This window comes from Leifsonia shinshuensis (genome assembly GCF_013410375.1).
Lineage (GTDB): Bacteria > Actinomycetota > Actinomycetes > Actinomycetales > Microbacteriaceae > Leifsonia > Leifsonia shinshuensis.
Genome location: NZ_JACCFL010000001.1, coordinates 1416790 through 1441216 on the forward strand (window position 1 = coordinate 1416790; position 24427 = coordinate 1441216).

Here is a 24427-nt window from a genome sequence, read left to right on the forward strand (position 1 = left end):
TTGTCGCGTGCTCTCGATCGTCGTGCTGATCTCCGGTGGTGGCTCCAATCTGCGCGCCCTGCTGGAGGCGGCCTCCGACGCCGAGTTCCCGGCCAGGGTCGTCGCCGTCGGCGCCGACCGCGAGGCCGACGGGCTGGACCACGCCGAGGAGTTCGGCGTCCCGTCGTTCACGGTCCCCTTCACCTCCTACGACAGCCGGGAGGAGTGGGGCGACGCGCTGCTGGAGCAGATCCTGCTCTGGGAACCCGACCTCGTCATCCTCTCCGGGTTCATGCGCCTGGTGCCGCCGCGCGTGGTCGAGGCGCTCTCCCCGCACCTCATCAACACCCACCCGGCCTACCTGCCCGAGTTCCCCGGCGCGCACGGCGTGCGCGACGCCCTCGCCGCCGGCGCGACGCAGACCGGCGCCAGCCTGATCGTGGTCGACAACGGCGTGGACGCCGGGCCCGTGATCAGCCAGGAACGGGTGCCCATCGAGCCCGGCGACACCGAAGCCAGCCTGCACGAACGCATCAAACCCGTGGAGCGGCGTCTCCTGATCGACGCCGTCCTCGACATCGCCAACGGACACATCGACCTCAAGGAGCTCTCCCGAGTATGAGCGGACCCCGTCACGACGCCAGCCTCTACCGCGAACGGGACGTCGTCCCGATCCGCCGCGCGCTGATCTCGGTCAGCGACAAGACGGGCCTGCTCGACCTCGCCGCGACGCTGGCGGAGGCCGGGGTCGAGATCGTGTCGACCGGCTCCACCGCCCAGACGATCCGCGACGCGGGGCACGCCGTGACCGACGTCGCGAGCGTCACCGGCTTCCCCGAGTCGCTGGACGGCCGGGTCAAGACGCTGCACCCCGCGATCCACTCCGGCCTGCTCGCCGACCTGCGGCTCGCCTCGCACGAGGAGCAGCTGAAGGACCTCGGCATCGAGCCGTTCGAGCTCGTCGTCGTCAACCTCTATCCGTTCGTGGAGACCGTCGCCTCGGGCGCGGTCGGCAACGACGTCGTGGAGCAGATCGACATCGGCGGCCCGGCGATGGTGCGCGCGTCCGCCAAGAACCACGCGAACGTCGCGATCGTCGTCTCGCCGGAGGACTACGCGGAGGTCGCGAAGGCGGTCGCCGCGGGTGGGACGAGCTTCGACCAGCGCCGTGCGCTGGCGGCGAAGGCGTTCGCGCACACGGCCTCCTACGACGGCGCCGTGGCGGCCTGGTTCGCGGGCGAGGCGCCCTCCACCGCCGATTTCGCCGAGCGGTTCGAGGTGCGCGCCGAACTGAAGCAGACCCTCCGCTACGGCGAGAACTCCCATCAGGCCGCGGCGCTCTACGCCGACCCGGCCGGCCGCGGCATCGCCCAGGCGACGCAGCTCGGCGGCAAGGAGATGTCGTACAACAACTACGTGGACGCCGACGCGGCGCTGCGCAGCGCGTACGACTTCACCGAGCCCGCCGTCGCGATCATCAAGCACGCCAACCCGTGCGGCATCGCGGTCTCCGACGACATCGCGGACGCGCACCGCAAGGCGCACGAGTGCGACCCGGTCTCCGCGTACGGCGGCGTGATCGCGGCGAACCGCACGGTGACGCTCGCGATGGCCGAGACGGTCAAGGGCGTCTTCACCGAGGTCCTCATCGCTCCGGACTACGAGCCGGAGGCCCTGGAGCTGCTGCAGACCAAGAAGAACCTGCGCATCCTGCGCCTGCCCGAGGGCTACGCGCGGTCGGTGACCGAGTTCCGGCAGCTCTCCGGCGGCGTGCTGGTGCAGGATGCCGACCGGTTCGACGGCTTCGACTCCAGCGGCTGGACGCTGGTCTCCGGCGAGGAGGCCGACGCCGCCACGCGCGCCGACCTCGAGTTCGCCTGGAAGGCGTGCCGCGCGGTCAAGTCGAACGCCATCCTGCTCGCCAAGGACGGCGCCTCCGTCGGCGTCGGCATGGGCCAGGTGAACCGGGTGGACTCCTGCAACCTTGCCGTCAGTCGCGCGGGCGACCGCGCCGCGGGCTCCGTGGCTGCCTCCGACGCGTTCTTCCCGTTCGCCGACGGCCCCGAGATCCTGATCGCCGCCGGCGTGGCCGCGATCGTGCAGCCGGGCGGGTCGATCCGCGACGAGGACGTCATCGCCGCGGCGAAGGCGGCCGGAGTGACGATGTACTTCACCGGGGAGCGGCACTTCTTCCACTGAGGCGCGCCACTGAGCGCCGCCCCTGGATTGCATCCCTTCGCGGGGTCGCGGAGAATAGACGACGGTCCACAAGACCCTCAGCATTCACCGCGATCCCACGAGGAGACACCGATGTCCGTCCTGCCCACCGACCTTCCGCACGAAACACTGCATGTGGTGAAGGGGAGGCGGAGCGGCCTCACCATCAGCATCGCGGTGCACTCCACCGTCCTCGGCCCCGCCCTCGGCGGCTGCCGGGTGTGGAACTACGACTCCTGGCAGGAGGCCGTGGCCGATTCGCTCCGCCTGGCCGAGGGGATGTCGTTCAAGAACGCGGCCGCCGGCCTCAACCGCGGCGGCGGCAAGGCCGTCGTCTACCTGCCGCGCGGCAAGCAGCTCACCGCGACCGAGCGCTACGAGGTCATGCTCGACCTCGGCGACGCCGTCGAGAGCCTGGGCGGCAGCTACATGACCGCGGAGGACGTCGGCACGAGCGCCGAGGACATGTCCGTCGTCGCGACCCGCACCGCGCACGTGTGCGGCCTCCCGCCCGCGGAGGGCGGCGTCGGCGAGCCGAGCGACGCGACCGCCGCCGGTGTCTACGCCGGCCTCCTCGCCACCCTGGAGCGCGCCACCGGCAGCCGCGACGTCGCGGGCCGCCGGGTCACCGTGCTCGGCCTCGGCCACGTCGGCTCCATCATCGCCATGCGCCTGGCCAGCGAGGGCGCCGTCCTCACCGTCACCGACGTCAACCCGGCCAAGCGCGCCCTCGCCGAGGCGCTCGGCGCCGCGTGGGTGGAGCCGGATGAGGCGCACCGGGTGGAGGGCGACCTGTTCGTCCCCGCGGGCGTCGGCGGGGTCCTGACCGACTCCGTCATCGACGAGCTGCGCGTGAAGGCCGTCGTCGGCCCGGCGAACAACCAGCTCGCGGAGCGTTCCGGCGCCGAGCGCCTCGCTGCCCGCGGCATCCTGTGGGCGCCCGACTTCGTCGTCAACGCCGGCGGCGTGATCTTCCTCGCCATGATGAACGAGGAGCACCCCTCGGCCGAGGCGACGCAGGAGCGCGTCGAGGCGATCGGCGACATCGTCTCGCACGTCTTCGACGTGGCCGCCGAGCGCGGGATCACCACCCTGGAGGCCGCCGACGAGATCGCGCTCGCCCGCCTGCGGGAGCCCGCGCACGCCTGATCCGTTCGCTCATCCCGCTGCCGGCCGCCCCGGCCGGCAGCGGGACGGTCTGCGCCTACCGGCGTTCGCATAGCAACCGGTCGGATAGGCTTTTTCGCATGACTTCCCCGTGGGCCCGCCGGCTCGTCGCCTCCCTCGTCTCCGCTGTCGCCGTCGCAGCCATCGGCTTCGTCGCCGCCACCTTCGTCCTGATGGTGGCCAATCAGCTGAACGCACAGGCGCTCGGCAACATCACCACGTATCTGGGGTGGCCCGCGCTCTCGGCCTTCGTCCTCTCGGCGATCGCCGCGCTGCTCGGCGGCTACGACCGGCGCTGGATCGCGGTCGTGGCCGGCGTCCTCGTCGGGCTCGTGAGCACGTTCATCGGCGAGATCGTCCTGTTCTCGACGCTGAACGTCACGCTGTCCGGCGCGGCCTGGGGCCAGCTCTTCACGCTGCTGATCTCGATCGAACTGCCGTTCTGGCTCGCCGTCGCTGTCGCGTTCCCGACCGCCGGCTACGCGGTGTTCGGCGCCGTCGAGGCGCAGGGCGGCCCGACCTCCCGCAAGATCGCGCTGGTCCGCATCCCCGCCGCCAACCTCAGCGAGGGCCTGATCACCCACATCGAGCGCGAGGCCGTCGACAGCGAGCTCGCGGACAAGCAGTGGGACGACTACGTCGCCGCGCTGTCCGCCGCCGGCTGGCAGACCGTGGAGGTCGCCAGCGCCGACCGGCTCGCGGACTCGGTGTTCGTGGAGGACACCGCCGTCGTCTTCGGCGACACCGCCGTGATCTCCCGGCCCGGCGCGGACGAGCGCAAGCCGGAGGTCGCCGGAACCGAGGCCGCGCTGCGCGCGCAGGGCCTCCGCCTCCTCCGCATCGAGGAGCCGGGCACGCTGGACGGCGGCGACGTCCTCAAGGTCGGCGACACCGTCTACGTCGGCCGCGGCGGCCGCACCAACGCGGAGGGCATCCGCCAGCTCCGCGCGCTGGTCGCGCCGCTCGGCTACACCGTCGTCGCGGTCCCGGTCACGAAGGCGCTGCACCTCAAGACGGCCGTCACCGCCCTCCCGGACGGCACTGTGATCGGCTACGAGCCGCTCGTGGACGACCCGCGGATCTTCGAGCGCTTCCTGCCCGTCCCGGAGGCGCACGGCACCGCCGTCGTCGTCCTCGACGACGAGACCGTGCTGATGTCGTCGTCGGCGCCGGCCTCCGTCGCGCTGGTGGAGGACCTCGGCTACACGGTGATCCAGGTCGACATCTCCGAGTTCGAGAAGCTCGAGGGCTGCGTCACCTGCCTCTCGATCCGCATCCGCTGACGTCCGCCGACGCCCTCCACATTCGGCACGAATCGCGGCAATAGCCGCGCTATTCGCGACATTCGGCACGAATCGCCTCGACGCGATTCGGCACGAATCGGGCAATCCGAAACTCGCTCTTGCGCTCTGAGAGATGCTGGGAATATTCTGTAGGGCTGCCTTGTCGCAGCATTCGGAAGACGCATCGGGCTAGGGGAGGACGCCATGACAACGACTGAGAACACACGAACCGTGACCGTGTTCGGGCTCGTCGCCGCCGCGTACGCGTCCCCGGAGCCGGCCCCCGCCTGGTAGGTCCCAGGCAGGTACGCGCTTCCGGCTGACTGTCGCCGGCACCCGCACGGGGCATCCCGGTCCCGGCACGTCACGATCTCGTGGACGGATCCCTTCGGCGACCTCTCAGCACGCCGCACCGGGTCGAAGCCGACCCTGCGCACGAAGAAGAAGTCAAGAAACGCATTCAGAGAAAACGGAACTCATGTCTATCGCTGAAACCCATCAGCACCCACCGCAAAGAGAAGAGAAGAAGCGCTCGGGGACGGTCCGCACCCTGCTGCGCGTCCTGCCGTTCGCGAAGTCGGCGGCGCCCCGCATCCTGCTCGGCATGGTCGCCGCGCTCCTGGCGAGCCTGGTCGCGCTGAGCATCCCGCAGGTGCTGCGCTGGCTGGTCGACGGCCCGCTCTCCACCGGCGACCCGGCGGCCGTGTGGCCGGCGGCGCTGCTCGTCGTCGGGCTGGGCGCGGCCGAGGCCGTGTTCATCTCGCTCCGGCGCTGGTTCGTGCTCACCCCGGGCACCCACGTCGAGGCGCGGATGCGCAACGCCCTGTACGAGAAGCTGCAGGACCTGCCGGTGTCGTTCCACGACAGGTGGCCGAGCGGCCAGCTGCTGTCGCGCGCCGTCAGCGACCTGAGCCTGATCCGGCGCTGGCTGTCGTTCGGCATCGTGCTGCTCGTCGTCAACGTCGTCACCATCATCGTCGGCTTCGCCATCCTGATCGGCTGGAACTGGATCCTCGGCCTGATCTTCCTGGTGCTGTCCGTGCCGCTGTGGATCTACGGCTTCGTGTTCGAGAAGAAGTACTCGATCATCGCCCGGCGCAGCCAGGACCAGGCCGGCGACCTGGCGACCGCCGTCGAGGAGTCGGTGCACGGCATCCGCGTCCTCAAGGCGTTCGGCCGCGGCAAGCACGCGCTGAAGAGGTTCGAGTCGCAAGCCGAGGCGCTGCGCGGCACGGAGATCGAGAAGGCGAAGGCCATCGCCGGCATCTGGCTGTGGCTGCTGCTCATCCCCGACGTCGCGTTCGGCATCTGCCTGGTCGTCGGCGTGTGGCTGGCCGCGCAGGGCCAGCTGACCGTCGGCGAGCTGGTCGCGTTCTTCGCGACGGCCACCGTCCTGCGGTTCCCGATCGAGTCGATCGGCTTCCTGCTCTCGATGACGTTCGACACGCGTACCGCGGCCGACCGCTTCTTCGAGGTCATGGACGAGGTCAACACGATCACCGACCCGGCCGAGCCGAAGCGCATCGCGGAGCCCCGCGGCGAGCTCGTCTTCGACGACGTGCACTTCCGCTACCAGGACTCGCCGGAGCGCTACCCTGACCTCCTGAACGGCATCGACCTCACGGTCCGTCCGGGGGAGACGATGGCGCTGGTCGGGCTCACCGGCAGCGGCAAGTCGACGCTGACCGCGCTCACCACGCGCCTGTACGACGTGACCGGCGGCGCGGTGAAGGTGGACGGCGTGGACGTGCGCGACCTCACCCGCTACGACCTGCGCAAGGCAATCGCGATGGCGTTCGAGGACGCGACCCTGTTCTCGGCGTCCGTGCGCGACAACGTGCTGCTCGGCCGCGACGGCCTTGACCCCGCCTCCGCCGAGGCGGAGCGCATCCTGACCGAGGCGCTCGAGATCGCGCAGGCCGGCTTCGTCTACGAGCTCCCGGAGGGCGTGGAGACGAAGGTCGGCGAGGAGGGCCTCAGCCTGTCCGGCGGCCAGCGTCAGCGGCTCGCGCTCGCGCGTGCCGTGGCGGCGGCGCCCAGCATCCTGGTGCTGGACGACCCGCTCTCCGCGCTCGACGTCGACACCGAGGCGCTGGTGGAGGCCGCCCTCCGCCGGGTTCTCGCCTCCACGACCGCCCTGGTCGTCGCGCACCGTCCGTCGACGGTGATGCTGGCCGACCGGGTGGCGCTGCTGGAGGACGGCCGGATCACGGCCGTCGGCACGCACCATGACCTGCTCGTGAGCAATGAGCACTACCGTTTCGTCCTGTCCTCCCTCGAAGAGGACCGCGACGAGGAGATCCTTCAGGAGGTGAACCTGTGAGCACCGCGACCGTCCTGGGCGTCGAAGGCGAAGAGCGCCACGACCTCAGCAAGGAGGAGAGCCGGCAGATCCGCCGGCGCTCGCTGCGTCTGCTCGGCTCGCTGCTGCACCCGCTGCGCATGCGGCTGGTGCTGACCGCGATCGTCGTCGTGGTGAGCACGGCCGGCCAGGTCGCGGGACCCGCGATCATCGCGTTCGGCATCGACAACGGCATCACCGCCCTCAAGAGCCAGAACTGGCTCCCGGTGGCCGCGGCCGGAGTCGCGTACCTGATCACCGGCGTCATCGGCGCCGTCCTGATCGCGTGGTACACGGTGCTGAGCGCCCGCATCAGCCAGGCGATCCTGATCGACCTGCGCAAGCGGGTGTTCCTGCACACCCAGAAGCTCTCGCTGGAGTTCCACGAGTCGTACACGTCCGGCCGCATCATCTCGCGGCAGACCAGCGACCTGGACTCCATCCGCGAGCTGCTGGACTCGGGCATCAACCAGCTCGTGCAGGGCTTCCTGTACATGCTGTTCATCGCGATCGCGCTGTTCTGGCTCGACTGGGTGAGCGGCGTCGTGCTGCTCTGCTCGCTGCTGCCGCTGTACCTGCTGACCCGCTGGTTCCAGAAGCGCTCGCAGGTGCTGTTCCGCATCTCGCGGGTGGCGTCGGCGAAGCTGATCGTGCACTTCGTGGAGACGATGACCGGCATCCGCGCGGTCAAGGCGTTCCGCAAGGAGAAGCGCAACGAGAAGGAGTTCGGCGGCCTTGTCGAGGACTACCGGGACGTCAACGCGCGCGTCATCCAACTGTTCGGGATCTTCGACCCCGGGCTCGTGATGATCGGAAACGTGACGGTCGGCGCCGTGCTGCTCGTCGGCGGCTTCCGGGTCGCGGACGGCCAGCTCGCGATCGGCGTGCTGCTCGCGACGCTGCTCTACACACGCCGGTTCTTCGACCCGATGGAGGAGATGGCGATGTTCTACAACTCCTACCAGTCGGCCGCCGCGGCGCTCGAGAAGATCTCGGGCGTCCTGGAGGAGGAGCCGAGTGTTCCCGACCCCGTGAAGCCCACCGACCTGTGGACGGCCGAGGGCCACGTGCGCTTCGACGACGTGACCTTCGCCTACAAGCGCGACCGCGTCATCCTCCCGGAGTTCAGCCTGGACATCCCGGCCGGGCAGACCGTGGCGCTCGTCGGCTCGACCGGAGCGGGCAAGTCCACGCTGGCCAAGCTGATCTCGCGGTTCTACGACCCGAGCGAGGGCGCCGTCACGCTCGACGGCGTGGACCTGCGGGACATGCACCCGAAGGACCTGCGCCGCGCGATCGTCATGGTCACCCAGGAGGCCTACCTGTTCAGCGGCTCGGTCGCCGAGAACATCGCGCTCGGCAAGCCGGACGCGACGCGCGAGGAGATCGAGGAGGCCGCGAGGGCGGTCGGCGCCCACGAGTTCATCGCGGGGCTGCCGAACGGCTACGACACCGACGTGAACAAGCGCGGCGGCCGAGTGTCCGCCGGTCAGCGCCAGCTGATCTCGTTCGCCCGGGCGTTCCTGGCGAACCCCGCGGTGCTCATCCTGGACGAGGCGACCAGCTCGCTCGACATCCCGAGCGAGCGCCTGGTGCAGGAGGCGCTGCAGACGCTGCTCGCCGACCGCACCGCCGTGATCATCGCGCACCGTCTGTCGACGGTCGCGATCGCGGACCGGGTGCTGGTCATGGAGCACGGCCGCGTGGTCGAGGACGGCTCGCCGGACGAGCTCATCGCGGGCACCGGGCGGTTCGCGCAGCTCCACGCCGCGTGGCGGGACTCGCTGGTCTGAGCCTGTAGCGGCGACGGCGAAGGCCCCGGAAAGCTCGTGCTTTCCGGGGCCTTCTGGCTGGTGCGCCGGGTCAGCGGACGACGGAGAGGGTCACCGTGCCGCCGTCGTAGACGCCGGCGGACCAGTCGATCGTCACCGTGTTCTCGCCGGGGACGAGACCGGTGAGGGTGACGGTGCGCGTCCCGGCCGAGCCGATGAGGGGTTTCGCGGGAACGGTCGACGCGGTGCTCGCGCCGCCGTTGACACGGTAACCGACGCTCACGACCGCGGACATCGTGTTCGTCAGCGTGAGCGTCGCCGTTCCCGACGCCGAGACGGCGCCCGCCGTCGCGGTCGGCGCGGTCAGCGCCGCGAGGCCGATGTCCTGCGTCACCGAGTCGGCGGTGTCCGTGCCGGAGAGGCGGTACGAGCCGACCAGGGTCACGTCCGCGAGCGCTGGAGGCACCTCGCCCGTGAAGCGAACCGACGGTGTCTTCGCCGTGCCGCTCAAACCGAGGTAGATGTCGGTGTCGTAGGGGAGGCCGCCCAGCTTGTAGGAGCCGATCAGTGACGGCGTCCTGGTCGACCCGAGCACCGTGCCGTCCGCGCGGTACGCGGTCAGTGTGACGGACTCGGCGGTCTCCAGGCCGTCCTTCTTGCCGTTGGCGTTGGCGTCGTTGAACACGGTCCCTGCGATGCTGACGTGCTGGCGGACGCCGAACAGGAAGTCCGTGGTCTTCCGCGCCGTCAGGTCGGTGAGCTGGTAGCTCGTGCCCCAGTGGTCGACCACCGCGAAGTGCGTCGCGGGGATGCCCGCCAGCAGACCGGCCGCCTGCGCGACCGTGCCCGTGACCGCGCCGAGCTGTGCCGAGGCGTCCGCGCCGAGGAGCCTCTCGGTGTCGGCCGCGTCGACGGCGGCGACCGCGCGGGAGAGGCCGGAGGCGAGCTTCGTCAGGTAGTCGTTGCGGGGCGTCGTGCTGAGGTCGCCGGTGTCGAGCAGGGCCGGGTCCATCGCGAGAAGGGCGTCGGCGCTGCCCGAGCCGATCAGGTCGATGAGCGCCGTGACGCGCGAGGTGTTCGCGAGGAGTTCGCCGATCGTCAGGTTGAACGGCGAGCGCATCACGACGTACGCGCCCTCCGGGACATCGGTGAAGGTGATCGGCTGCCCGTTCGCGGTCGTGCGGAACCGGATGGCGTCGCCCAGGTCGAGCGAGCCGCCCAGCGCCCCGGCGACCGCCGACCCGACGTCGATCGCGGCGAGCGAGCCGTCAGCGATCGCCTTCTGGGTGGCGAGCACGTCGATGAGGATCACGGTCTTGCCGTTGAGGGCGCTCTCGCCGGCGTCCCGGACGCCGTTGCCGTTGCTGTCGGCGAACACCGTCACCGTCAGGTCGGTCTGACGGATGGCCGGGAGGTCGGCGACGCCCACGAGGGAGAGGCCGTGGACGGTGGTCTGCGCCGCGGCGCCGGAGCGGTAGCCGTCCGCGCTCGCCGTGGCGAAGTAGGTGCCGGCAGGGAGCCCGGTGGCCGAGTAGACGCCGAGAGCGTTGGTGGTGACGCTGCGCAGCGCACCGGTGTGCGCCGCCGCGTCCTCCGCGCTGCCGTAGAGCTCGACGGTGGCTTTCGGGAGCGGGAGGTCGCCGAGCGACAGGACGCCGTCGCGGTCGGCGTCGTGGAAGACGGTGCCGGTGACGGTGTACACGGACGGGGTCGCGGCCGCGGGCGCGGCGGCGCCGACTGCGGCGACGGCCGAGATGGTCAGTGCCGCGGCCATCTGGAGAAGTGGTGCAGATTTCACATCCCACACGATACACGCCACACGGGCAAGCCCCGGATCGTCGGAGGGGGCGATCCGGGGCTTGCCGCCGTGGTCGGGACGGGCCAAGGGGTTGGTTACGGGTTGGGTTGACGGCCCGTCGTCCGACCAGGTCTGAATGGTTCAGGTGCGTGTCGTGCGGCGCACCGTCCGATGGTCGAGCCGGCCGCGGCCGCGGAACAGCGGGAGGCGCTGCACGAGCGAGGCGCCGCCGTCGAGGACCGCGACCTCCGCGCCCGCGTCGATCAGCTCGGCGGCCGCGGCGGTGTCGACCTCGCGCTCCGATCCGCCGTCGACGACGGTCAGGCAGCCCGCGGTCACCGCGCGCCCCGCGGCGGCGGTCACGATCACCCCGGAGGTCGCCGGTGCGACGATCCCGCGGATGGCGCGGGCCAGCTCGGCGCGTTCGCCCTGACGTGCGTCGCAGCGCCCGGGGAAGCCGTCGCCCAGGTCGAGGATCCGCAGCCGGGATCCGGTCGCGGCCTCGATGTCGGCCGCGACGCCGATCGCCCGGACGATCTCGGCCACGTACTCGGCGGGGCTGCCGTTCTGCGGGAGGGTGAGGGACAGGCCGGAGAGCCGGATCCCGAGGCCGTGGGCGGCACGCGCGGCGGCGACCGCTTCCGCCGGCGTCATCCCGACGGCGGCGCGGTGCGCGGGTCGCGGAACACCCTCGGGCTGGAGCTTGAGCACGACGCGCAGGTCGGCCGGGGCGCCGACGAACACATCGAGCGCGCGCGGGGAGTCCACCACGAAGCGCCGCACGCCGGCGTCGTACGCGGCCCTCGCCTCGTGCGGGTGCGCGCCGGGTGTGGCGTGCAGGACGTGGCGGCCGCCGGCTCCGGCGAGGATGAGGGCGGGGAGCGCCTGGTCGTGGGTGACGGCGAAGCCGCCGTCCGCCTCCGCGACCGCTGCGAGGAGCCGCGGGTGGGCGAGCGCGCTGACGTCGTAGAGCACGTCGACCCAGGGGAACTCCTCCCGAAGCGCCTGGTAGCGGCGGCGGGCCCGCTCCAGGTCGAGGACGACGAGCGGGAGGCCGTCGAGGTCCACCGCGACCGCCTCGGCGTCCGTTCGGGCGGCGCCGTTCGGGTAGGCGGTTCGGGTTGCGGTGGACATCGCGTTCTCCTCGGGTTCCTCAGCTCCACCGGCTCTCACCGGGCTTCGTTGAGCTTGTCTCATATGTTGCCGCCGCGGCGGATTCACCCGCATCCGGGGGGCCACCCGTTTGCCGATGCGTGCTGGCACGGATGCAGCCGCCACTGCGCCCGGAGAGAATCGAGGCATGTGCCTCCGTGTTGTGATCGTCGACGACCACGCACGGTTCCGGGCTCAGGCCGCAGAGCTCCTCACCCTGGAGCGCTTCTCCGTCGTCGGGGACGCCGAGACCGGCGCCGGCGGCGTCGAGCTCAGTCGTTCCCTCGCCCCGGATCTGGTGCTGCTCGACGTCGGCCTGCCGGACGTCGACGGCTTCGACCTGGTGACCGCGATGCACGAGACGGGGGCCGCCGTCGTGCTCACCTCGAGCCGCTCCCGCAGCGACTACGGGACGCGCGTCTCGGACAGCGGAGCCGACGGCTTCATCAGCAAGGCGGAACTGACCGGAGAGGCGATCCGCAGCCTGCTGAGGTGAGCGCGCAGCGGCCCGTTCGGTCCTGACGACGGAAGTCGCGCCGACGGGATTCGCCGCCTGCTAGGGTAAGCGCGTGGTGGGGGTGGACGACTCGGTTCGCCGGCCGCTCCGGGTCGCAGTCGCCGATGACGCTGTGCTGCTCCGTGAGGGGATCGGTCAGATCCTGCGCGCGGGCGGAATCGAGGTCGTGGCCTCGGTCGACACCGCCGAACAGGCGCTCGACGTGCTCGCGGCCGACGACGGCGGGATCGACGCGGTCGTCCTCGACATCAAGATGCCGCCGACGCACACCGACGAGGGGCTGCGCGCGCTGGAGAGCTTGCGCGCCTCCGGATCCGCGGTCGGCGTCCTCCTGCTCTCCATGTACACCACCGCGGCGTACGCCATCCGGGCGATGAGCGCTGGGAGCGGCACCGGCTACCTCCTCAAGGACCGGGTCGCCGACGCCGACACCCTGGTCAACGCGGTCCGGACCGTCGCCGCCGGCGGGTCCGTCGTCGACCCCGAGGTCGTGCAGCTGCTCGTGTCCGCCCGGTCGAGCGAGGCCGCGGTCGAGTCGCTGTCGTCGCGCGAGGTCGACGTGCTGCGGTTGATGGCGGAGGGGCTCTCCAACGCCGGGATCGCGTCCGCTCTGCACCTGAGCCTGCGCACCGTCGAGTCGCACATCGGCCACATCATGAACAAGCTGGACATCGAGGAGACCACGGAAGGCCACCGCCGGGTGCTCGCCGTGCTGCGGTTCCTCGGCCGGGACGCCTGACATCATGGGGGCCGGGCGCCTCTGGCTTCGCGCCGCCGCCATCACGGTGACGATCGCCGTCAACGTGCTCGCCCAGGTGCTCTCCGCGATCACCGGGAACTACGGGCCACGCCCGCAGGGGATCGGCTGGGCGATCGTCTTCGTCGGGGTCGCCGTGGACTACGTCGTCTGCGCGGTGATCGCCTGGCGCGCCGTCCGGAGCTCCGCTCCCGGCTGGCTCATGGTGGGGGCGGCCTTCTTCTGGGCCGCGGGCGCCTGGTACCCGCTGACCCGCGACATCGGCTGGCTGTGGCCGCTGGTGGAGGGCGTCACCGACCTGTGGGCGGTCCTCGTGGGCATCTTGGTGCTCTCGTACCCCACCGGCCACCTGGCCTCGCGCTTCGACCGGGTGGTCGCGTACACGCTGAGCGGCGCGTTCCTGGTGCGGTTCCTCGGCATCCTGCTGTTCTCGTCGCCCTCGGCGGCGGACTGCGGCTGCGTGGCCAACCCGTACGCCATCCTGCCGAGCCCGGACGCCGACTTCTGGCTCGGGATCGCCTGGCGCGTGGTCGGCGTGGTGCTCCTCCTGGCGGTCGTCGGGCGGCTCGCGGCGCGCTGGGTGACCAGCACGCTGCCGGCGCGGCGGGTGTCGTTTGTGATGCCGCTGGCGCTGCTGCTGTGGTGCTACGGCACGTTCCAGGACTCGATCAGCTTCGCGCTCGGCTGGGACAGCGGCTGGCTGCAGTTCGTGCCGCCCGTCGCGATCGCGCTCATCCCCCCGGCGTTCGTCGGCGGCGTCTACTACGCGAGGGGCCTGCGCTCCCGGGTCGCCGACCTGGTCATCGTCGCGCGCGACAAGGTGGACAGGGCGCTCTGGGAGTCCAGCCTCGCGCGCACCCTGCACGACAGCTCGCTCCGGGTCTTCTGGTGGGACGAGCACCGACGCGTGTACCAGACGAGCGACGGGGAGCCGGTGCCGGACGGCGACCCGGCCGGGCGTCCAGGGCGGTCCACCCTGACGATCGACTCCGATCAGGGGCCGATCGCCCTCATCGAGCACGATGTGGCGCTCGGCCAGGACGACCGCCTGCTCGACGCCGTGTCCTCCGCGCTGCTGCTCTCCGTCGACAACGACCGGCTGCGCGGGCGGCTCGAACAGACCATCCAGGAGCTGCGCGAGTCGCGCCTCCGCATCGTCGAGGAAGGGTACCTGGCGCGGCGCCGCCTGGAGCGCGACCTGCACGACGGGTCGCAGCAGCAGCTGGTCTCCCTGGCGATCGGCCTCCGGATCGCCACGACGAAGGCCGCGTCCGCCGGGGAGACGGAGCTGGTCGGGGATCTGGAGAAGGCGTCGGCGCAGCTCGCGGACGCGCTGCGCGAGCTGCGCGAGCTCGCCCGCGGCATCCACCCGACGGTGCTCACCGACGGCGACCTCCGCTCAGCGCTGGAGGAGCTCGCGCAGCGCAGCGCCACGCCGGTCGAGGTGCAGGTCGGGTTCCAGGAGCGCCTGCCGAACGTCGTCGAGGAGACGATCTACTACTGCGTCTCGGAGTGCCTGGCGAACGCCGCCAAGCATGCCGGGGCGCGCAACTGCGCGGTGCTCGTCACCCGCACCGACGCCGACGTCACCGTCGTGGTGAAGGACGACGGCCGCGGGGGAGCGCGCATCGAGCCGGGCGGGGGCCTGGAGGGGCTGCGGGACCGGGTGGAAACCGTCGGCGGCCACGTCGAGGTGCGCTCCGTGGCAGGCCTCGGCACGATCGTCGAGCTGGTGCTGCCCGCTCAGACGGTGGAGGCGGCCCGGCCGGAGGCCTGAACCGCGGACGGCTCCGGCGCTACTTCTGGGTGGCCGGGCGCACCGCGTAGAGCTGCGTGCCGATGTGGAACGCGCTCCAGCCGCCGGGGCACGAGTAGGACGCGTCGGTGGGGATGCCGGAGATCGGCCACCAGCTGTCCTGGATCGTCGGCTTGGCCGCCGGGGTCTTCACGACGGTGCAGGAGTCCTTCTTGAGCAGCGTGGGCGACGCGTACGTCATGATCGCCTCGCCGGACTGGGTGTCGTAGTCCACCCGGATCACGGTCGCGTCGTCGGGGACGAAGGTCGGCGAGCCGATGTTCTTCGTGTTCGCCGCGTTGAAGTCCTTGGCCGTGTCGTAGATCGCCGGATCGACGTGCGGGCTGAACGCGGCCACGACCGAGCACCCGGAGAGGGCGGCGACGAGAGGGATGGCGGCGACGGCGAAGCCGAGTCGACGGGTACGGGGCACGGACGCTCCTGGGGCGGGTTTGCATGGACAGACCAGTCCAGTCAACATCATGAACCTGAGCACCGGCATCGATCGGGAGGATGATCTCAGCCGGCGTCGTGTCTCGCGGCCCGCAGATCCACCCGGTACGGGGAGGTTCCGCCGCCCAGCAGGGGCGTCCCCTCGGCGCGGTAGTGCTGCAGCGCGAGGTGCTCGTGGTCCACCGGCGGATGCCCGCTCGCTCGGACGACGCGCCACCACGGCACGTCGCCGCCGTAGTACGCCATCACCTGGCCGACCATGCGGGCGGCGCGGGAGCCGAGGGCCGCGGCGACGTCGCCGTAGGTCATCACCCGGCCGGGCGGGATGCTGTCCACGACCGCGAGCACGCGCGAGGCGAAGTCCTCCCCGGTCGCCGGCTCGCCGGCGCGACCGGCCGCCGGCTCAGAGCTCGAGGGCACCGATCGTCTCGCCGTACTGCGTCTCTCCGACCGGCTGGAACCCGGTGCGCAGGAAGAACTGCTCGGGCCCGAGCTCGCCGGACTCCCAGATCACGTAGAGCCGCTCGACACCGCGCGCGCGTGCCTCGTCGGCCAGCGCGCGCACCGCGAAGGTGCCGATGCCGCGGCCCTGGTCGTCGGCGTCGACGTTGATGCGCCAGAGGATCGCCTTGAACTCGTCGTGCTCGGCGTGCGGGTTGAAGTCGCCCATGATGAAGCCCACGACGTCGTCGCCGTCGAGCACGACGCGCTGCCAGGAGGTCGAGGGGTCGGCCACAGCGGCCGCGGCCGAGTACGACACCGGAGCGATGAACTGCTCCTGACCGGGCTTCAGTGTCAGCGCGTTCGCCGCCACGACGGTCCGCGCGCTCAGCTCTTCCAGTCTCAGTTCAGCCATAACGAAAGGGTAACGTGCGATTCCACCCGCGCATAGTCAGCGGGAGGCCTGACCGTGCGCTGGCAAAACTGTCTCGATGTCAAGATAGTTGCCGGACTCGGGTAAGCTGTCTCCGGCTGAAAAACGGCACAGACCTCAGGAGAACCAGTGGACAAGATCAAGGTTGATGGAACGGTCGTCGAGCTCGACGGCGACGAGATGACGCGCATCATCTGGAAGGCGATCAAGGACTCGCTCATCCACCCGTACCTCGACGTGAACCTCGAGTACTACGACCTCGGCATCCAGAAGCGCGACGAGACCGACGACCAGATCACGATCGACGCGGCCCACGCCATCCAGAAGCACGGCGTCGGCGTCAAGTGCGCCACCATCACCCCGGACGAGGCCCGCGTCGAGGAGTTCGGCCTCAAGAAGATGTGGAAGAGCCCGAACGGCACGATCCGCAACATCCTCGGCGGCGTCGTCTTCCGCGAGCCGATCATCATCTCCAACATCCCGCGGCTGGTCCCGGGCTGGAACAAGCCGATCGTCATCGGCCGTCACGCCTTCGGCGACCAGTACCGCGCCACCGACTTCACCTTCGACGGCCCCGGCACGCTGACCATGAGCTTCCAGCCGGCCGACGGCGGCGAGGCGCAGTCCTTCGAGATCTACCAGGCGCCGGGCGCCGGCGTCGCGATGGGCATGTACAACCAGGACGCGTCCATCCGCGACTTCGCCCGCGCCTCGTTCAACTACGGCCTCGACCGTCAGTACCCGGTCTACCTGTCGACCAAGAACACGATTCTCAAGGCCTACGACGGCCGGTTCAAGGACCTCTTCCAGGAGGTCTTCGACACCGAGTACAAGGAGAAGTTCGACGCGGCCGGCCTCACCTACGAGCACCGTCTGATCGACGACATGGTCGCCTCCAGCCTCAAGTGGGAGGGCGGCTACGTCTGGGCCTGCAAGAACTACGACGGCGACGTGCAGTCCGACACCGTCGCGCAGGGCTTCGGCTCGCTCGGCCTGATGACCTCCGTGCTGACCACCCCGGACGGCTCGGTCGTCGAGGCGGAGGCCGCGCACGGCACGGTGACCCGCCACTACCGCCAGTACCAGCAGGGCAAGCCGACCTCCACCAACCCGATCGCCTCGATCTTCGCCTGGACGCGCGGTCTCGCGCACCGCGGCAAGCTCGACGGCAACCAGGACCTCATCGACTTCACCCACACCCTCGAGGACGTCGTGGTGAAGACGGTCGAGGAGGGCAAGATGACCAAGGACCTCGCCCTCCTGGTCGGCCCGGAGCAGAAGTTCCTGACCACCGAGGAGTTCCTCGACGCGATCAGCGAGAACCTCAAGACGCGCCTGGCCTGAGCCTCCCGCATCCGCCCTCGCGCCGGATGCCGCCTCCTGCACCGCAGGGGGACGGCATCCGGCGCGAGTGCGTTGAGGCCTCGCTCGGGCCTAGCCGCGTTCGCGACCGGCACCCTATGCTGCGGCGCAGACGCGGCCGCGCCGAGCGGTCGCGCATCGGGGAGCCGAGGGGATGCCGTGATCGCACTGAGCCCGGACGAGGTCGCCGCACGCGCGGCCGAGGCGTACACGTACTTCTATCCGCTGGTGACGATGGACGTGACGCGGAGCGTCTTCACGCGGCCGGGCGACTCCGCCTCCATCGGCCGCGGCCCTACCAACACCCTCGCGCACGCGCGGGCCTTCCCCGACGCCGGCTTCCGCGCCGTCGTCGCGCCGAACTTCGACACGCTCTACTCGTCGGCGTGGCTCGACCTCTCCGGCGGCCCGATCCTCCTCGAGGTGCCGGACAGCGCAGGCCGCTACTACCTGCTCCCGCTCCTGGACATGTGGACGAACGCGTTCGCTGTGCCGGGCAAGCGCACGACGGGGACCGCGGCCGGCCGGTTCCTGATCGCACCGCCCGGGTGGGACGGGGAGGCGCCGGAGGGTGCGCGGCGGATCGACGCGCCGACCCCGCACGTCTGGCTGATCGGCCGGGTGCAGACCAATGGCCCGGCGGATTACGCGTCGGTCCGCCAGTTCCAGGACGGACTCCGGCTCAGCGGGCTGGACGGCGAGGCGCCGTCGACGGCGCTGCCGGAGTCGCTGGCCCCGGAGGGTCTCGATCTGACCGGCGAGCCGCTCGCGATCGTCAACGGGCTGAGCGCCGCGGACTACTTCGGGTACGCCGCCCGGCTGCTCGCTGTGCATGCACCGCAGGCGACGGACTTCAGCGTCCTGGCCCGGCTGGAGGCGCTGGGGATCGTCCGCGGCGCGGACTTCGACGCGAGCGCGTTCGACGACGACCAGCTCGCCGCCCTGGAGCGCGGCGCGCAGGACGCCAGGCAGCGGCACGACCGCGCCATCGCCACCATGGCGCGCATCACCAACGGCTGGGCGATGAACACCGACAGCATGGGCGTCTACGGCGACTTCTACCTCAAGCGCGCCGCGGTCGCGGTGGTCGGTCTCGGCGCCAACCAGCCGGAGGACGCGGTCTATCCGCTCGCCGTCGCCGACGCCGCCGGCCGGCCGATCGTGGGGGAGCGGGACTACGTGCAGCACTTCGAGCCCGGCCTGCTCCCACCGGTCGACGCGTTCTGGTCGGTGACGATGTACGACCACGACAGCTTCCAGGCGCCCAACCCGCTCGACCGCTTCGCGCTCGGCGACCGGGACCTCCTGCACTACGGCGACGACGGGTCGCTCGACCTCTACTACGGCCCGACGGATCCGGGCGGCGCCCGGACGGCGAACTGGCTCCCGGCCCCGGCCGGGCCGCTGCGGATCATCATGCGGCTGTACTCCCCGCGGCCCGAGGCGCTCGACGGGAGGTGGAACCCGCCGCCGATCGCCGAACGCGGCTGATCGGCGGCGTCAGCGCGCGGTCCAGCCGCCGTCGATCGCCAGCGTCTGCCCGGTGATCAGGGAGGCCGCGGGCGAGGCCAGGAACGCCACGGCCCCGGAGACCTCCGCCGGCACGCCGATCCGGTGCAGGGCCGCGATGCGCTCGATCGTGTCGGCGCGGAAGGCGTCGTCCGACAGGGCCTTCGCCGTGCCGTCCGTCTCGATGAAGGTCGGCGCGACCGCGTTGACGCGGATGCCGTACTGTCCCCACTCCACGGCCAGGCAGCGGGTGAGGTGCACGACGGCCGCCTTCGCGGCGCAGTAGGACGCCTCGCCGGGCAGCGCGATCAGCCCGGCCTGGGAGGCCACGTTGACGATCGCGCCGCCCCCGTTCGCCAACATGCTCTTCGCGACGTGCTGCGACAGGAAGAACGTCGAGCGGGTGTTGAGCCGCCAGACATGGTCGAAGTCGTCCTCGGTCACCTCCAGGGCGGGCGCGTCGACGCCGCCGCCGGCGTTGTTCACCAGGATGTCGATCGGGCCGAGCTCGGAGCCGACCGCGTCGATGGCGGCGCGGCAGCCGGCGAGGTCGAGCACGTCCATCCGGATGGCCCGTGCCGTGACGCCGAACGAGGACAGCTCCTCGACCAGCCCGGCCGATTCCTCGGGGTCGCGCACGCCCAAAACGACGTCGGCGCCCTGGCCGGCGAGCTCGAGGGCGATCTCCCGGCCGAGACCGCGGCTGGCGGCGGTCACGAGCGCGCGGGAGCCGGTGAGGGCGAACGGGGTCCGGGCGGGGGCGGGGGATGGGGTGTTCACGCTCGGAGTGTAACGACTTCGTCTCATGGCTTGCATTTCATTTGTTCGTAAGCTTTACTAACAAACATGACCACAACGGACGTGCTCGGCAGCGCAGGGGGCCTCGGCCCCGGCAGGGCGCTGCGCCCGCGTTCCAAGGTGCTCCCCGAGCACGCGCGCAGCCACAACCGCTCGCTCGTGCTGCAGACCCTCTACCGGTCGGGGGAGCGCAGCAGGGCCGACCTGGCCAGGGAGACCGGCCTGACCCGCGTCACCGTCTCCGACCTCGTCGCGGAGCTCCTCGCGGAGGGCCTCGTGGTGGAGCTCGGCCAGCGGGAGGCCGCACGGCCGGGCAAGCCCGCCGTCCTCCTCGACATCAACCGCACGGCCCACCAGATCGTCGGCGTCGACCTCAGCGACCACGACCGCTTCCGCGGCGCGGTCATGGACCTCGACGGCGCGCTGCTCGCCTCGGCCGAGGTCCCGCTCGAGGACGGCGACGGCGAGCCGGCGACCGGCGAGGCCGCCGTCGCCAAGGTCAGGGCGCTCGTCCGGCAGCTGGTCGACGCGGCCACCGCTCCGATCCTCGGGATCGGCGTCGGCTCGCCCGGCGTGGTCGACCTGACCGGCACCGTGCTCACCGCGCCGAACCTCGGCTGGAGCGACGTGCGGCTGCAGGACGACCTCCACGCGCTCACCGGCCTGCCGGTCGTCGTCGCCAACGACGCCAACGCCGCCGTGCTCGCCGAGCACAGCTACGGCGGAGCGACGGGCGACATGATGCTCATCCGGGTCGGGCACGGCATCGGCGCCGGCCTCATCATCGCGGGCGCGCTCGTCTACGGCAGCCACTTCGCCGCGGGCGAGATCGGCCAGGTGATGGTCGGCACCGACCTCGGCCTCGACGCCACGTACAGCCGCGACCAGGTGCTGGAGCACTGGCTCAGCGTCCCACAGCTGCGTCGCGGCCTCCGGGACGCGGAGGCGGCGCAGACCGACCCCACGCCCATCCTCCGCGAGGCCGGGCAGCGGCTCGGCATCGCGCTCGCGCCGGTCGTCGGCGCGCTCAACCTGTCGGAGCTCGTCCTGAGCGGCCCGACCGATCTGCTCGATGGCCCCCTCGCCGAGGCGACCATCCACACGCTCCGGAACCGGACGATGGCGGAGAACCACGCCGACCTCGCGGTCCGGATGACCACGCAGGGGCAGGACATCGTCCTGCGCGGCGCGGCCGTACTCGTCCTCTCCGGACAACTCGGGGTCTCGTAACACAGCACCGTGCGATCCACGACCCCTGCACCGACGGTGTGATGCGACCGCACACACTGACCACAGAAGAAAGCCCGAACAGAATGAAGGGAACAGCAATGAAGAGAAAGCTCGTCGGCCTCGCCGCTGTGGCTACGGCTTCCGCTCTCGTGCTCGCCGGATGCGCCTCTGGCGGAGCCCAGGCTCCGAGCACCGATGGGAAGGGCAAGACGGTCACCCTGTGGCTCGTCGGCTCCGACACCCCTGACGCGCTGCGCAACTACCTGAAGACCGAGTTCAACAAGGAGACCGGCGCCACGCTCAAGATCGAGCAGCAGGACTGGGGAGACATCGTCACCAAGCTCACCACGTCGCTGCCGGACGCGAACAACACGCCGGACGTGACGGAGATGGGCAACACCCAGTCGCCGACCTTCACCAACGTGGGCGCCTTCCTCGACATCTCCGACATGTACAAGGACCTCGGCGGCGACAAGCTGCTCCCGTCCTTCGTCGAGGCGGGCAAGGTCGACGGCAAGAACTACACGCTGCCGTACTACTTCGGCTCGCGCTACATGTTCTACCGCAAGGACGTCTACAGCGCGGCAGGCGCCACGGTGCCGACCACGCTCGACCAGTTCAACAGCACCGTCGCCGACATCACGGCGAAGAACCCGAAGGGGATCCCGAACTTCTCCGGCTTCTTCCTCGGCGGTCAGGACTGGCGCGACGGCATCTCCTGGATCTTCGCGAACGGCGGTGACATCGCCAAGAAGGAAGGCTCCAAGTGGGTCGCCACGCTGGACCAGCCCGGCGCGCTGAAGGGCCTCCAGCAGCTGCAGGACATCTACAAGAACGCGTCCAAGGCCCCGAACGACGCCAAGGACTCGAACCAGTACATCTACCTGAACGACACCGACCAGACGGTGGACGCCAACGGCAACAAGACCGGTGACACCTCGCTGGCCGCCGCTACCATCATGGCTCCGGGCTGGGCGCACTGGTCGATCGGCGACCTGTCCACCAAGGACGGCAAGGCCGTCCGCACCTGGAACGACAACACCTTCGGCACCTACGTGCTGCCGGGCAACGACGGCAAGCCGGCTCCGGTCTTCGCCGGCGGCTCCAACATCGGCATCTCGGCCAAGTCCAAGAACCCGGGCCTGTCCAAGACGCTGCTGAAGATCATCTTCAGCAAGCAGTACCAGGAGATGCTCGGCAAGAACGGCCTGGGCCCGGCGAACTCGGACTACATGTCCTCGCTCGGCGACGACCAGTTCGCGAAGGCGCTGATCGAGTCGGCCTCCAACTCCAAGCTGACCCCGGCCGCGCCGGGCTGGGCTTCGGTCGAGGCGGCCAACGTGATGGAGGAGTTCTTCTCCAAGATCCGCGACTCGTCCGACCTGAAGGGCCTCGCCCAGCAGTACGACACCAAGATCAACGCCCTTCTCAACGTGAAGAACGGCTGATCGGCTCCACCTAGCACCAACCCGCAGGCGAGGGCGCGGAAGCAGCACCACCCCTTCCGCGCCCTCGTCCCTGCCCTCAGACTTTTCTCGACACCCCTACACACCCGGAAGGAGGACCGCCGTGACCACCACCAGCCGACCCGTCACCCGGACGCCGAGCGCGAGCGCACCAGCCCCCAGCGCACCGCGAAAGCGCAGGGGACGGCTCACGCCCTACGCCCTGCTGCTGCCGGCCATCCTCATCCTGCTGCTCGCGCTCGGCTATCCGATCGTCTGGCAGCTCATCACCTCGATGCAGCACTTCGGCCTCGCCCAGCAGTTCGGCCAGCCCGCGCCGTTCGTCTGGTTCGACAACTACGTCACGCTGTTCTCCGACTCCTACATGTGGGTCGTGGTCGGCCGCTCCATCGTCTTCTGCCTCACGACCGCGGCCGTCACCGTCGTGATCGGCGTCGGCCTCGCCCTGCTGATGTCGGGCGTCTCGCGCTTCCCGCGGATCTTCCTCCAGATCACGCTCCTCCTGGCCTGGGCCATGCCCGTCGTCGCCGCCATGACCGTCTGGAACTGGCTGTTCGACTGGCGCCGCGGCGTGATCAACAACGTCCTCACCTCCTGGGGCCTGGACTTCCAGAACCACAACTGGCTGCAGAACCCGCTCTCGTTCTTCTTCGTCGCCGGCGTGATCGTCACCTGGATGAGCGTCCCGTTCGTCGCGTTCTCCGTCTACGCCGGGCTCACCCAGGTCTCCACCGAGGTGCTGGAGGCCGCCCAGATGGACGGCGCGAAGGGCTTCCAGCGGCTGCGGTACATCATCCTGCCGATGATCCGGCCCGTGCTCGGGATCGTGCTGCTCCTGCAGATCATCTGGGACCTGCGGGTGTTCACCCAGATCAAGCTGCTGCAGGACAAGGGCTCCATCGCCAGCGAGACCAACCTGCTCGGCACCTACATCTACCAGCTCGGCGTCGGGTCGAGCGACTTCGCGATGGCCAGCGCCGTCTCGGTGTTCGTCCTCATCCTGACCATCGCGCTCAGCTGGTTCTACGTCCGTCACCTGCTCAAGGAGGACCAGTCATGACCGCCGTCGCCAACGGGACCGCCGGCACCGCGACCGACGTCCGCGACCGCAAGCTGAAGCAGAAGGTCCGCCCCGGCCGCATCCTCCTCGGCGTCCTCGCCGTGGTGCTCGGGCTGATCTGGGTCTTCCCGGTCTACTGGATGCTCAACTCGTCCCTGCTGCCGAACGTGGTGCTGCAGAGCTCGACCCCGACCTGGCTGCCGTTCGGCGGCTCGTTCGACAACTTCACGGCCGTCATCAACGGCGGGACGTTCTTCCCGGCGCTCGGGATGAGCGTGGTCGTCGCGATCGTGACCGTCGTGTTCTGCCTGGCGTTCGCGTTCCTCGCGGCGCTCGCCATCAGCCGGTTCAAGTTCCGCGGCCGCACGTCGTTCGTGCTCGCCGTGCTGCTCATCCAGATGCTGCCGGCCGAGGGCCTGTTCATCGCGCAGTACAAGCTGATGGGCTCGCTCGGCCTGCTCAACACCGTGGTCGGCGTCAGCATCATCTACATCGCGGCGGTCGTGCCGTTCACGATCTGGATGCTGCGCGGCTTCGTCGCCGGCATCCCCGCCGATCTCGAGGAGGCGGCGATGGTGGACGGCCTGAGCCGCACGCAGGCGTTCCTGCGGATCACCTTCCCGCTGCTCGCTCCGGGCCTCATCGCCTCGGGCGTCTACGCGTTCCTGCAGGCCTGGAACGAGTTCACCGTCGCGCTGGTGATCCTCCAGGAGAACAGCAGCCAGACGCTCCCGCTGTGGCTGCGCGGCTTCATCCAGCAGTCCGCCTCGCGCGCGACGGACTGGGGTCAGGTGATGGCGGCCTCCACGCTCGTGGCCGTGCCGGTCATCATCTTCTTCCTCATCGTCCAGGGCCGCATGACCAGCGGGCTGGTCAGCGGGGCGGTCAAGGGGTGAG

Annotated in this window: 21 protein-coding genes; 15 read left to right on the forward strand and 6 right to left on the reverse strand. The window is 70.5% G+C overall.

What is annotated here, in order from left to right; genetic code table 11:
* Positions 1-7 precede the first annotated feature (7 nt).
* The 6 genes from purN (at position 8) to HNR13_RS06955 (ending at position 8780) form a co-directional block, all read left to right on the forward strand.
* Positions 8-601: a phosphoribosylglycinamide formyltransferase gene (gene purN, locus HNR13_RS06930; protein ID WP_179605069.1), complete on the forward strand. Its 594-nt coding sequence runs from the start codon at positions 8-10 to the stop codon at positions 599-601.
* Positions 598-2178, forward strand: coding sequence for a bifunctional phosphoribosylaminoimidazolecarboxamide formyltransferase/IMP cyclohydrolase (gene purH / locus HNR13_RS06935; protein ID WP_179605070.1), 1581 nt, complete (start codon positions 598-600; stop codon positions 2176-2178). Before purN ends, purH begins: the two co-directional genes overlap by 4 nt.
* Before the next feature lie 111 nt (positions 2179-2289).
* Complete coding sequence (locus tag HNR13_RS06940) at positions 2290-3345, forward strand: Glu/Leu/Phe/Val dehydrogenase family protein (RefSeq protein ID WP_179605071.1); 1056 nt, start codon at positions 2290-2292, stop codon at positions 3343-3345.
* Between the two features lie 98 nt (positions 3346-3443).
* On the forward strand, positions 3444-4646 hold the full coding sequence (ddaH, locus tag HNR13_RS21865) for a dimethylargininase (RefSeq protein ID WP_179605072.1): 1203 nt from the start codon (positions 3444-3446) through the stop codon (positions 4644-4646).
* Positions 4647-5124: 478 nt separating this feature from the next.
* Positions 5125-6969 (forward strand): ABC transporter ATP-binding protein, encoded by a 1845-nt coding sequence (locus HNR13_RS06950; protein WP_179605073.1) that lies wholly within the window; start codon positions 5125-5127, stop codon positions 6967-6969.
* Positions 6966-8780, forward strand: coding sequence for an ABC transporter transmembrane domain-containing protein (locus HNR13_RS06955; protein WP_179605074.1), 1815 nt, complete (start codon positions 6966-6968; stop codon positions 8778-8780). Before HNR13_RS06950 ends, HNR13_RS06955 begins: the two co-directional genes overlap by 4 nt.
* A 70-nt stretch (positions 8781-8850) precedes the next feature.
* Here HNR13_RS06955 and HNR13_RS06960 read toward each other — a convergent pair whose 3' ends face one another.
* Both HNR13_RS06960 and HNR13_RS06965 read right to left on the reverse strand, forming a co-directional pair.
* The gene (locus tag HNR13_RS06960; protein WP_179605075.1) at positions 8851-10533 is read right to left on the reverse strand and encodes a carboxypeptidase regulatory-like domain-containing protein; all 1683 of its coding nucleotides are present in this window, start codon (positions 10531-10533) and stop codon (positions 8851-8853) included.
* Between the two features lie 165 nt (positions 10534-10698).
* On the reverse strand, positions 10699-11691 hold the full coding sequence (locus HNR13_RS06965) for a type III PLP-dependent enzyme domain-containing protein (RefSeq protein WP_179605076.1): 993 nt from the start codon (positions 11689-11691) through the stop codon (positions 10699-10701).
* Positions 11692-11857: 166 nt separating this feature from the next.
* Between HNR13_RS06965 and HNR13_RS06970 the strand changes: the two genes are divergently transcribed.
* The 3 genes from HNR13_RS06970 to HNR13_RS06980 all read left to right on the forward strand — a co-directional run bounded on the left by HNR13_RS06970 (position 11858) and on the right by HNR13_RS06980 (position 14760).
* On the forward strand, positions 11858-12205 hold the full coding sequence (locus tag HNR13_RS06970; RefSeq protein WP_179605077.1) for a response regulator: 348 nt from the start codon (positions 11858-11860) through the stop codon (positions 12203-12205).
* Positions 12206-12278: 73 nt separating this feature from the next.
* Positions 12279-12965: a LuxR C-terminal-related transcriptional regulator gene (locus HNR13_RS06975; RefSeq protein WP_343063485.1), complete on the forward strand. Its 687-nt coding sequence runs from the start codon at positions 12279-12281 to the stop codon at positions 12963-12965.
* Positions 12966-12969: 4 nt separating this feature from the next.
* Positions 12970-14760 (forward strand): sensor histidine kinase, encoded by a 1791-nt coding sequence (locus HNR13_RS06980; RefSeq protein WP_179605078.1) that lies wholly within the window; start codon positions 12970-12972, stop codon positions 14758-14760.
* A 19-nt stretch (positions 14761-14779) separates the two neighbouring features.
* Here HNR13_RS06980 and HNR13_RS06985 read toward each other — a convergent pair whose 3' ends face one another.
* The 3 genes from HNR13_RS06985 to HNR13_RS06995 form a co-directional block, all read right to left on the reverse strand.
* Complete coding sequence (locus HNR13_RS06985; protein WP_179605079.1) at positions 14780-15211, reverse strand: hypothetical protein; 432 nt, start codon at positions 15209-15211, stop codon at positions 14780-14782.
* 86 nt (positions 15212-15297) lie between these two features.
* On the reverse strand, positions 15298-15651 hold the full coding sequence (locus HNR13_RS06990; protein WP_179605080.1) for an MGMT family protein: 354 nt from the start codon (positions 15649-15651) through the stop codon (positions 15298-15300).
* A complete protein-coding gene (locus HNR13_RS06995) occupies positions 15635-16087 on the reverse strand; it encodes a GNAT family N-acetyltransferase (protein WP_179605081.1) in 453 nt (150 codons plus the stop codon). Before HNR13_RS06995 ends, HNR13_RS06990 begins: the two co-directional genes overlap by 17 nt.
* A 147-nt stretch (positions 16088-16234) precedes the next feature.
* Here HNR13_RS06995 and HNR13_RS07000 point away from each other — a divergent pair, with 147 nt between their 5' ends.
* Positions 16235-17449, forward strand: coding sequence for an NADP-dependent isocitrate dehydrogenase (locus tag HNR13_RS07000; protein WP_179605082.1), 1215 nt, complete (start codon positions 16235-16237; stop codon positions 17447-17449).
* Positions 17450-17626: 177 nt separating this feature from the next.
* Complete coding sequence (locus tag HNR13_RS07005; RefSeq protein WP_218881186.1) at positions 17627-18958, forward strand: DUF1254 domain-containing protein; 1332 nt, start codon at positions 17627-17629, stop codon at positions 18956-18958.
* 9 nt (positions 18959-18967) lie between these two features.
* Here the strand turns inward: HNR13_RS07005 and HNR13_RS07010 are convergent, their stop codons facing one another.
* Positions 18968-19756 carry a glucose 1-dehydrogenase gene (locus tag HNR13_RS07010; protein ID WP_179605083.1) on the reverse strand — a complete coding sequence of 263 codons (789 nt, stop codon included), beginning with the start codon at positions 19754-19756 and terminating at the stop codon, positions 18968-18970.
* A 66-nt stretch (positions 19757-19822) separates the two neighbouring features.
* On the opposite strand from HNR13_RS07010, the gene HNR13_RS07015 reads away from it, so the two are divergent.
* The 4 genes from HNR13_RS07015 to HNR13_RS07030 all read left to right on the forward strand — a co-directional run bounded on the left by HNR13_RS07015 (position 19823) and on the right by HNR13_RS07030 (position 24426).
* Positions 19823-21004, forward strand: a complete 1182-nt coding sequence (locus HNR13_RS07015) for an ROK family transcriptional regulator (protein WP_179605084.1) — start codon at positions 19823-19825, stop codon at positions 21002-21004.
* A 98-nt stretch (positions 21005-21102) separates the two neighbouring features.
* Positions 21103-22452, forward strand: coding sequence for an extracellular solute-binding protein (locus HNR13_RS07020; protein ID WP_179605085.1), 1350 nt, complete (start codon positions 21103-21105; stop codon positions 22450-22452).
* A 121-nt stretch (positions 22453-22573) separates the two neighbouring features.
* Complete coding sequence (locus HNR13_RS07025) at positions 22574-23530, forward strand: ABC transporter permease subunit (RefSeq protein ID WP_179605086.1); 957 nt, start codon at positions 22574-22576, stop codon at positions 23528-23530.
* A complete protein-coding gene (locus HNR13_RS07030; RefSeq protein ID WP_179605087.1) occupies positions 23527-24426 on the forward strand; it encodes a carbohydrate ABC transporter permease in 900 nt (299 codons plus the stop codon). Before HNR13_RS07025 ends, HNR13_RS07030 begins: the two co-directional genes overlap by 4 nt.
* Position 24427: the final 1 nt, after the last annotated feature.

Excerpts from the sequence above, each read along its gene's own strand:
- HNR13_RS06995 (WP_179605081.1), bottom strand. The coding sequence starts at position 16,087 with ATGGCTGAACTGAGACTGGAAGAGCTGAGCGCGCGGACCGTCGTGGCG.
- purH (WP_179605070.1), top strand. The coding sequence starts at position 598 with ATGAGCGGACCCCGTCACGACGCCAGCCTCTACCGCGAACGGGACGTC.
- HNR13_RS06980 (WP_179605078.1), top strand. The coding sequence starts at position 12,970 with ATGGGGGCCGGGCGCCTCTGGCTTCGCGCCGCCGCCATCACGGTGACG.
- HNR13_RS06960 (WP_179605075.1), bottom strand. The coding sequence starts at position 10,533 with ATGGCCGCGGCACTGACCATCTCGGCCGTCGCCGCAGTCGGCGCCGCC.
- HNR13_RS07020 (WP_179605085.1), top strand. The coding sequence starts at position 21,103 with ATGAAGAGAAAGCTCGTCGGCCTCGCCGCTGTGGCTACGGCTTCCGCT.
- HNR13_RS07015 (WP_179605084.1), top strand. The coding sequence starts at position 19,823 with ATGACCACAACGGACGTGCTCGGCAGCGCAGGGGGCCTCGGCCCCGGC.
- HNR13_RS06965 (WP_179605076.1), bottom strand. The coding sequence starts at position 11,691 with ATGTCCACCGCAACCCGAACCGCCTACCCGAACGGCGCCGCCCGAACG.
- HNR13_RS06950 (WP_179605073.1), top strand. The coding sequence starts at position 5,125 with ATGTCTATCGCTGAAACCCATCAGCACCCACCGCAAAGAGAAGAGAAG.
- HNR13_RS07030 (WP_179605087.1), top strand. The coding sequence starts at position 23,527 with ATGACCGCCGTCGCCAACGGGACCGCCGGCACCGCGACCGACGTCCGC.
- HNR13_RS06940 (WP_179605071.1), top strand. The coding sequence starts at position 2,290 with ATGTCCGTCCTGCCCACCGACCTTCCGCACGAAACACTGCATGTGGTG.
- HNR13_RS06970 (WP_179605077.1), top strand. The coding sequence starts at position 11,858 with ATGTGCCTCCGTGTTGTGATCGTCGACGACCACGCACGGTTCCGGGCT.
- ddaH (WP_179605072.1), top strand. The coding sequence starts at position 3,444 with ATGACTTCCCCGTGGGCCCGCCGGCTCGTCGCCTCCCTCGTCTCCGCT.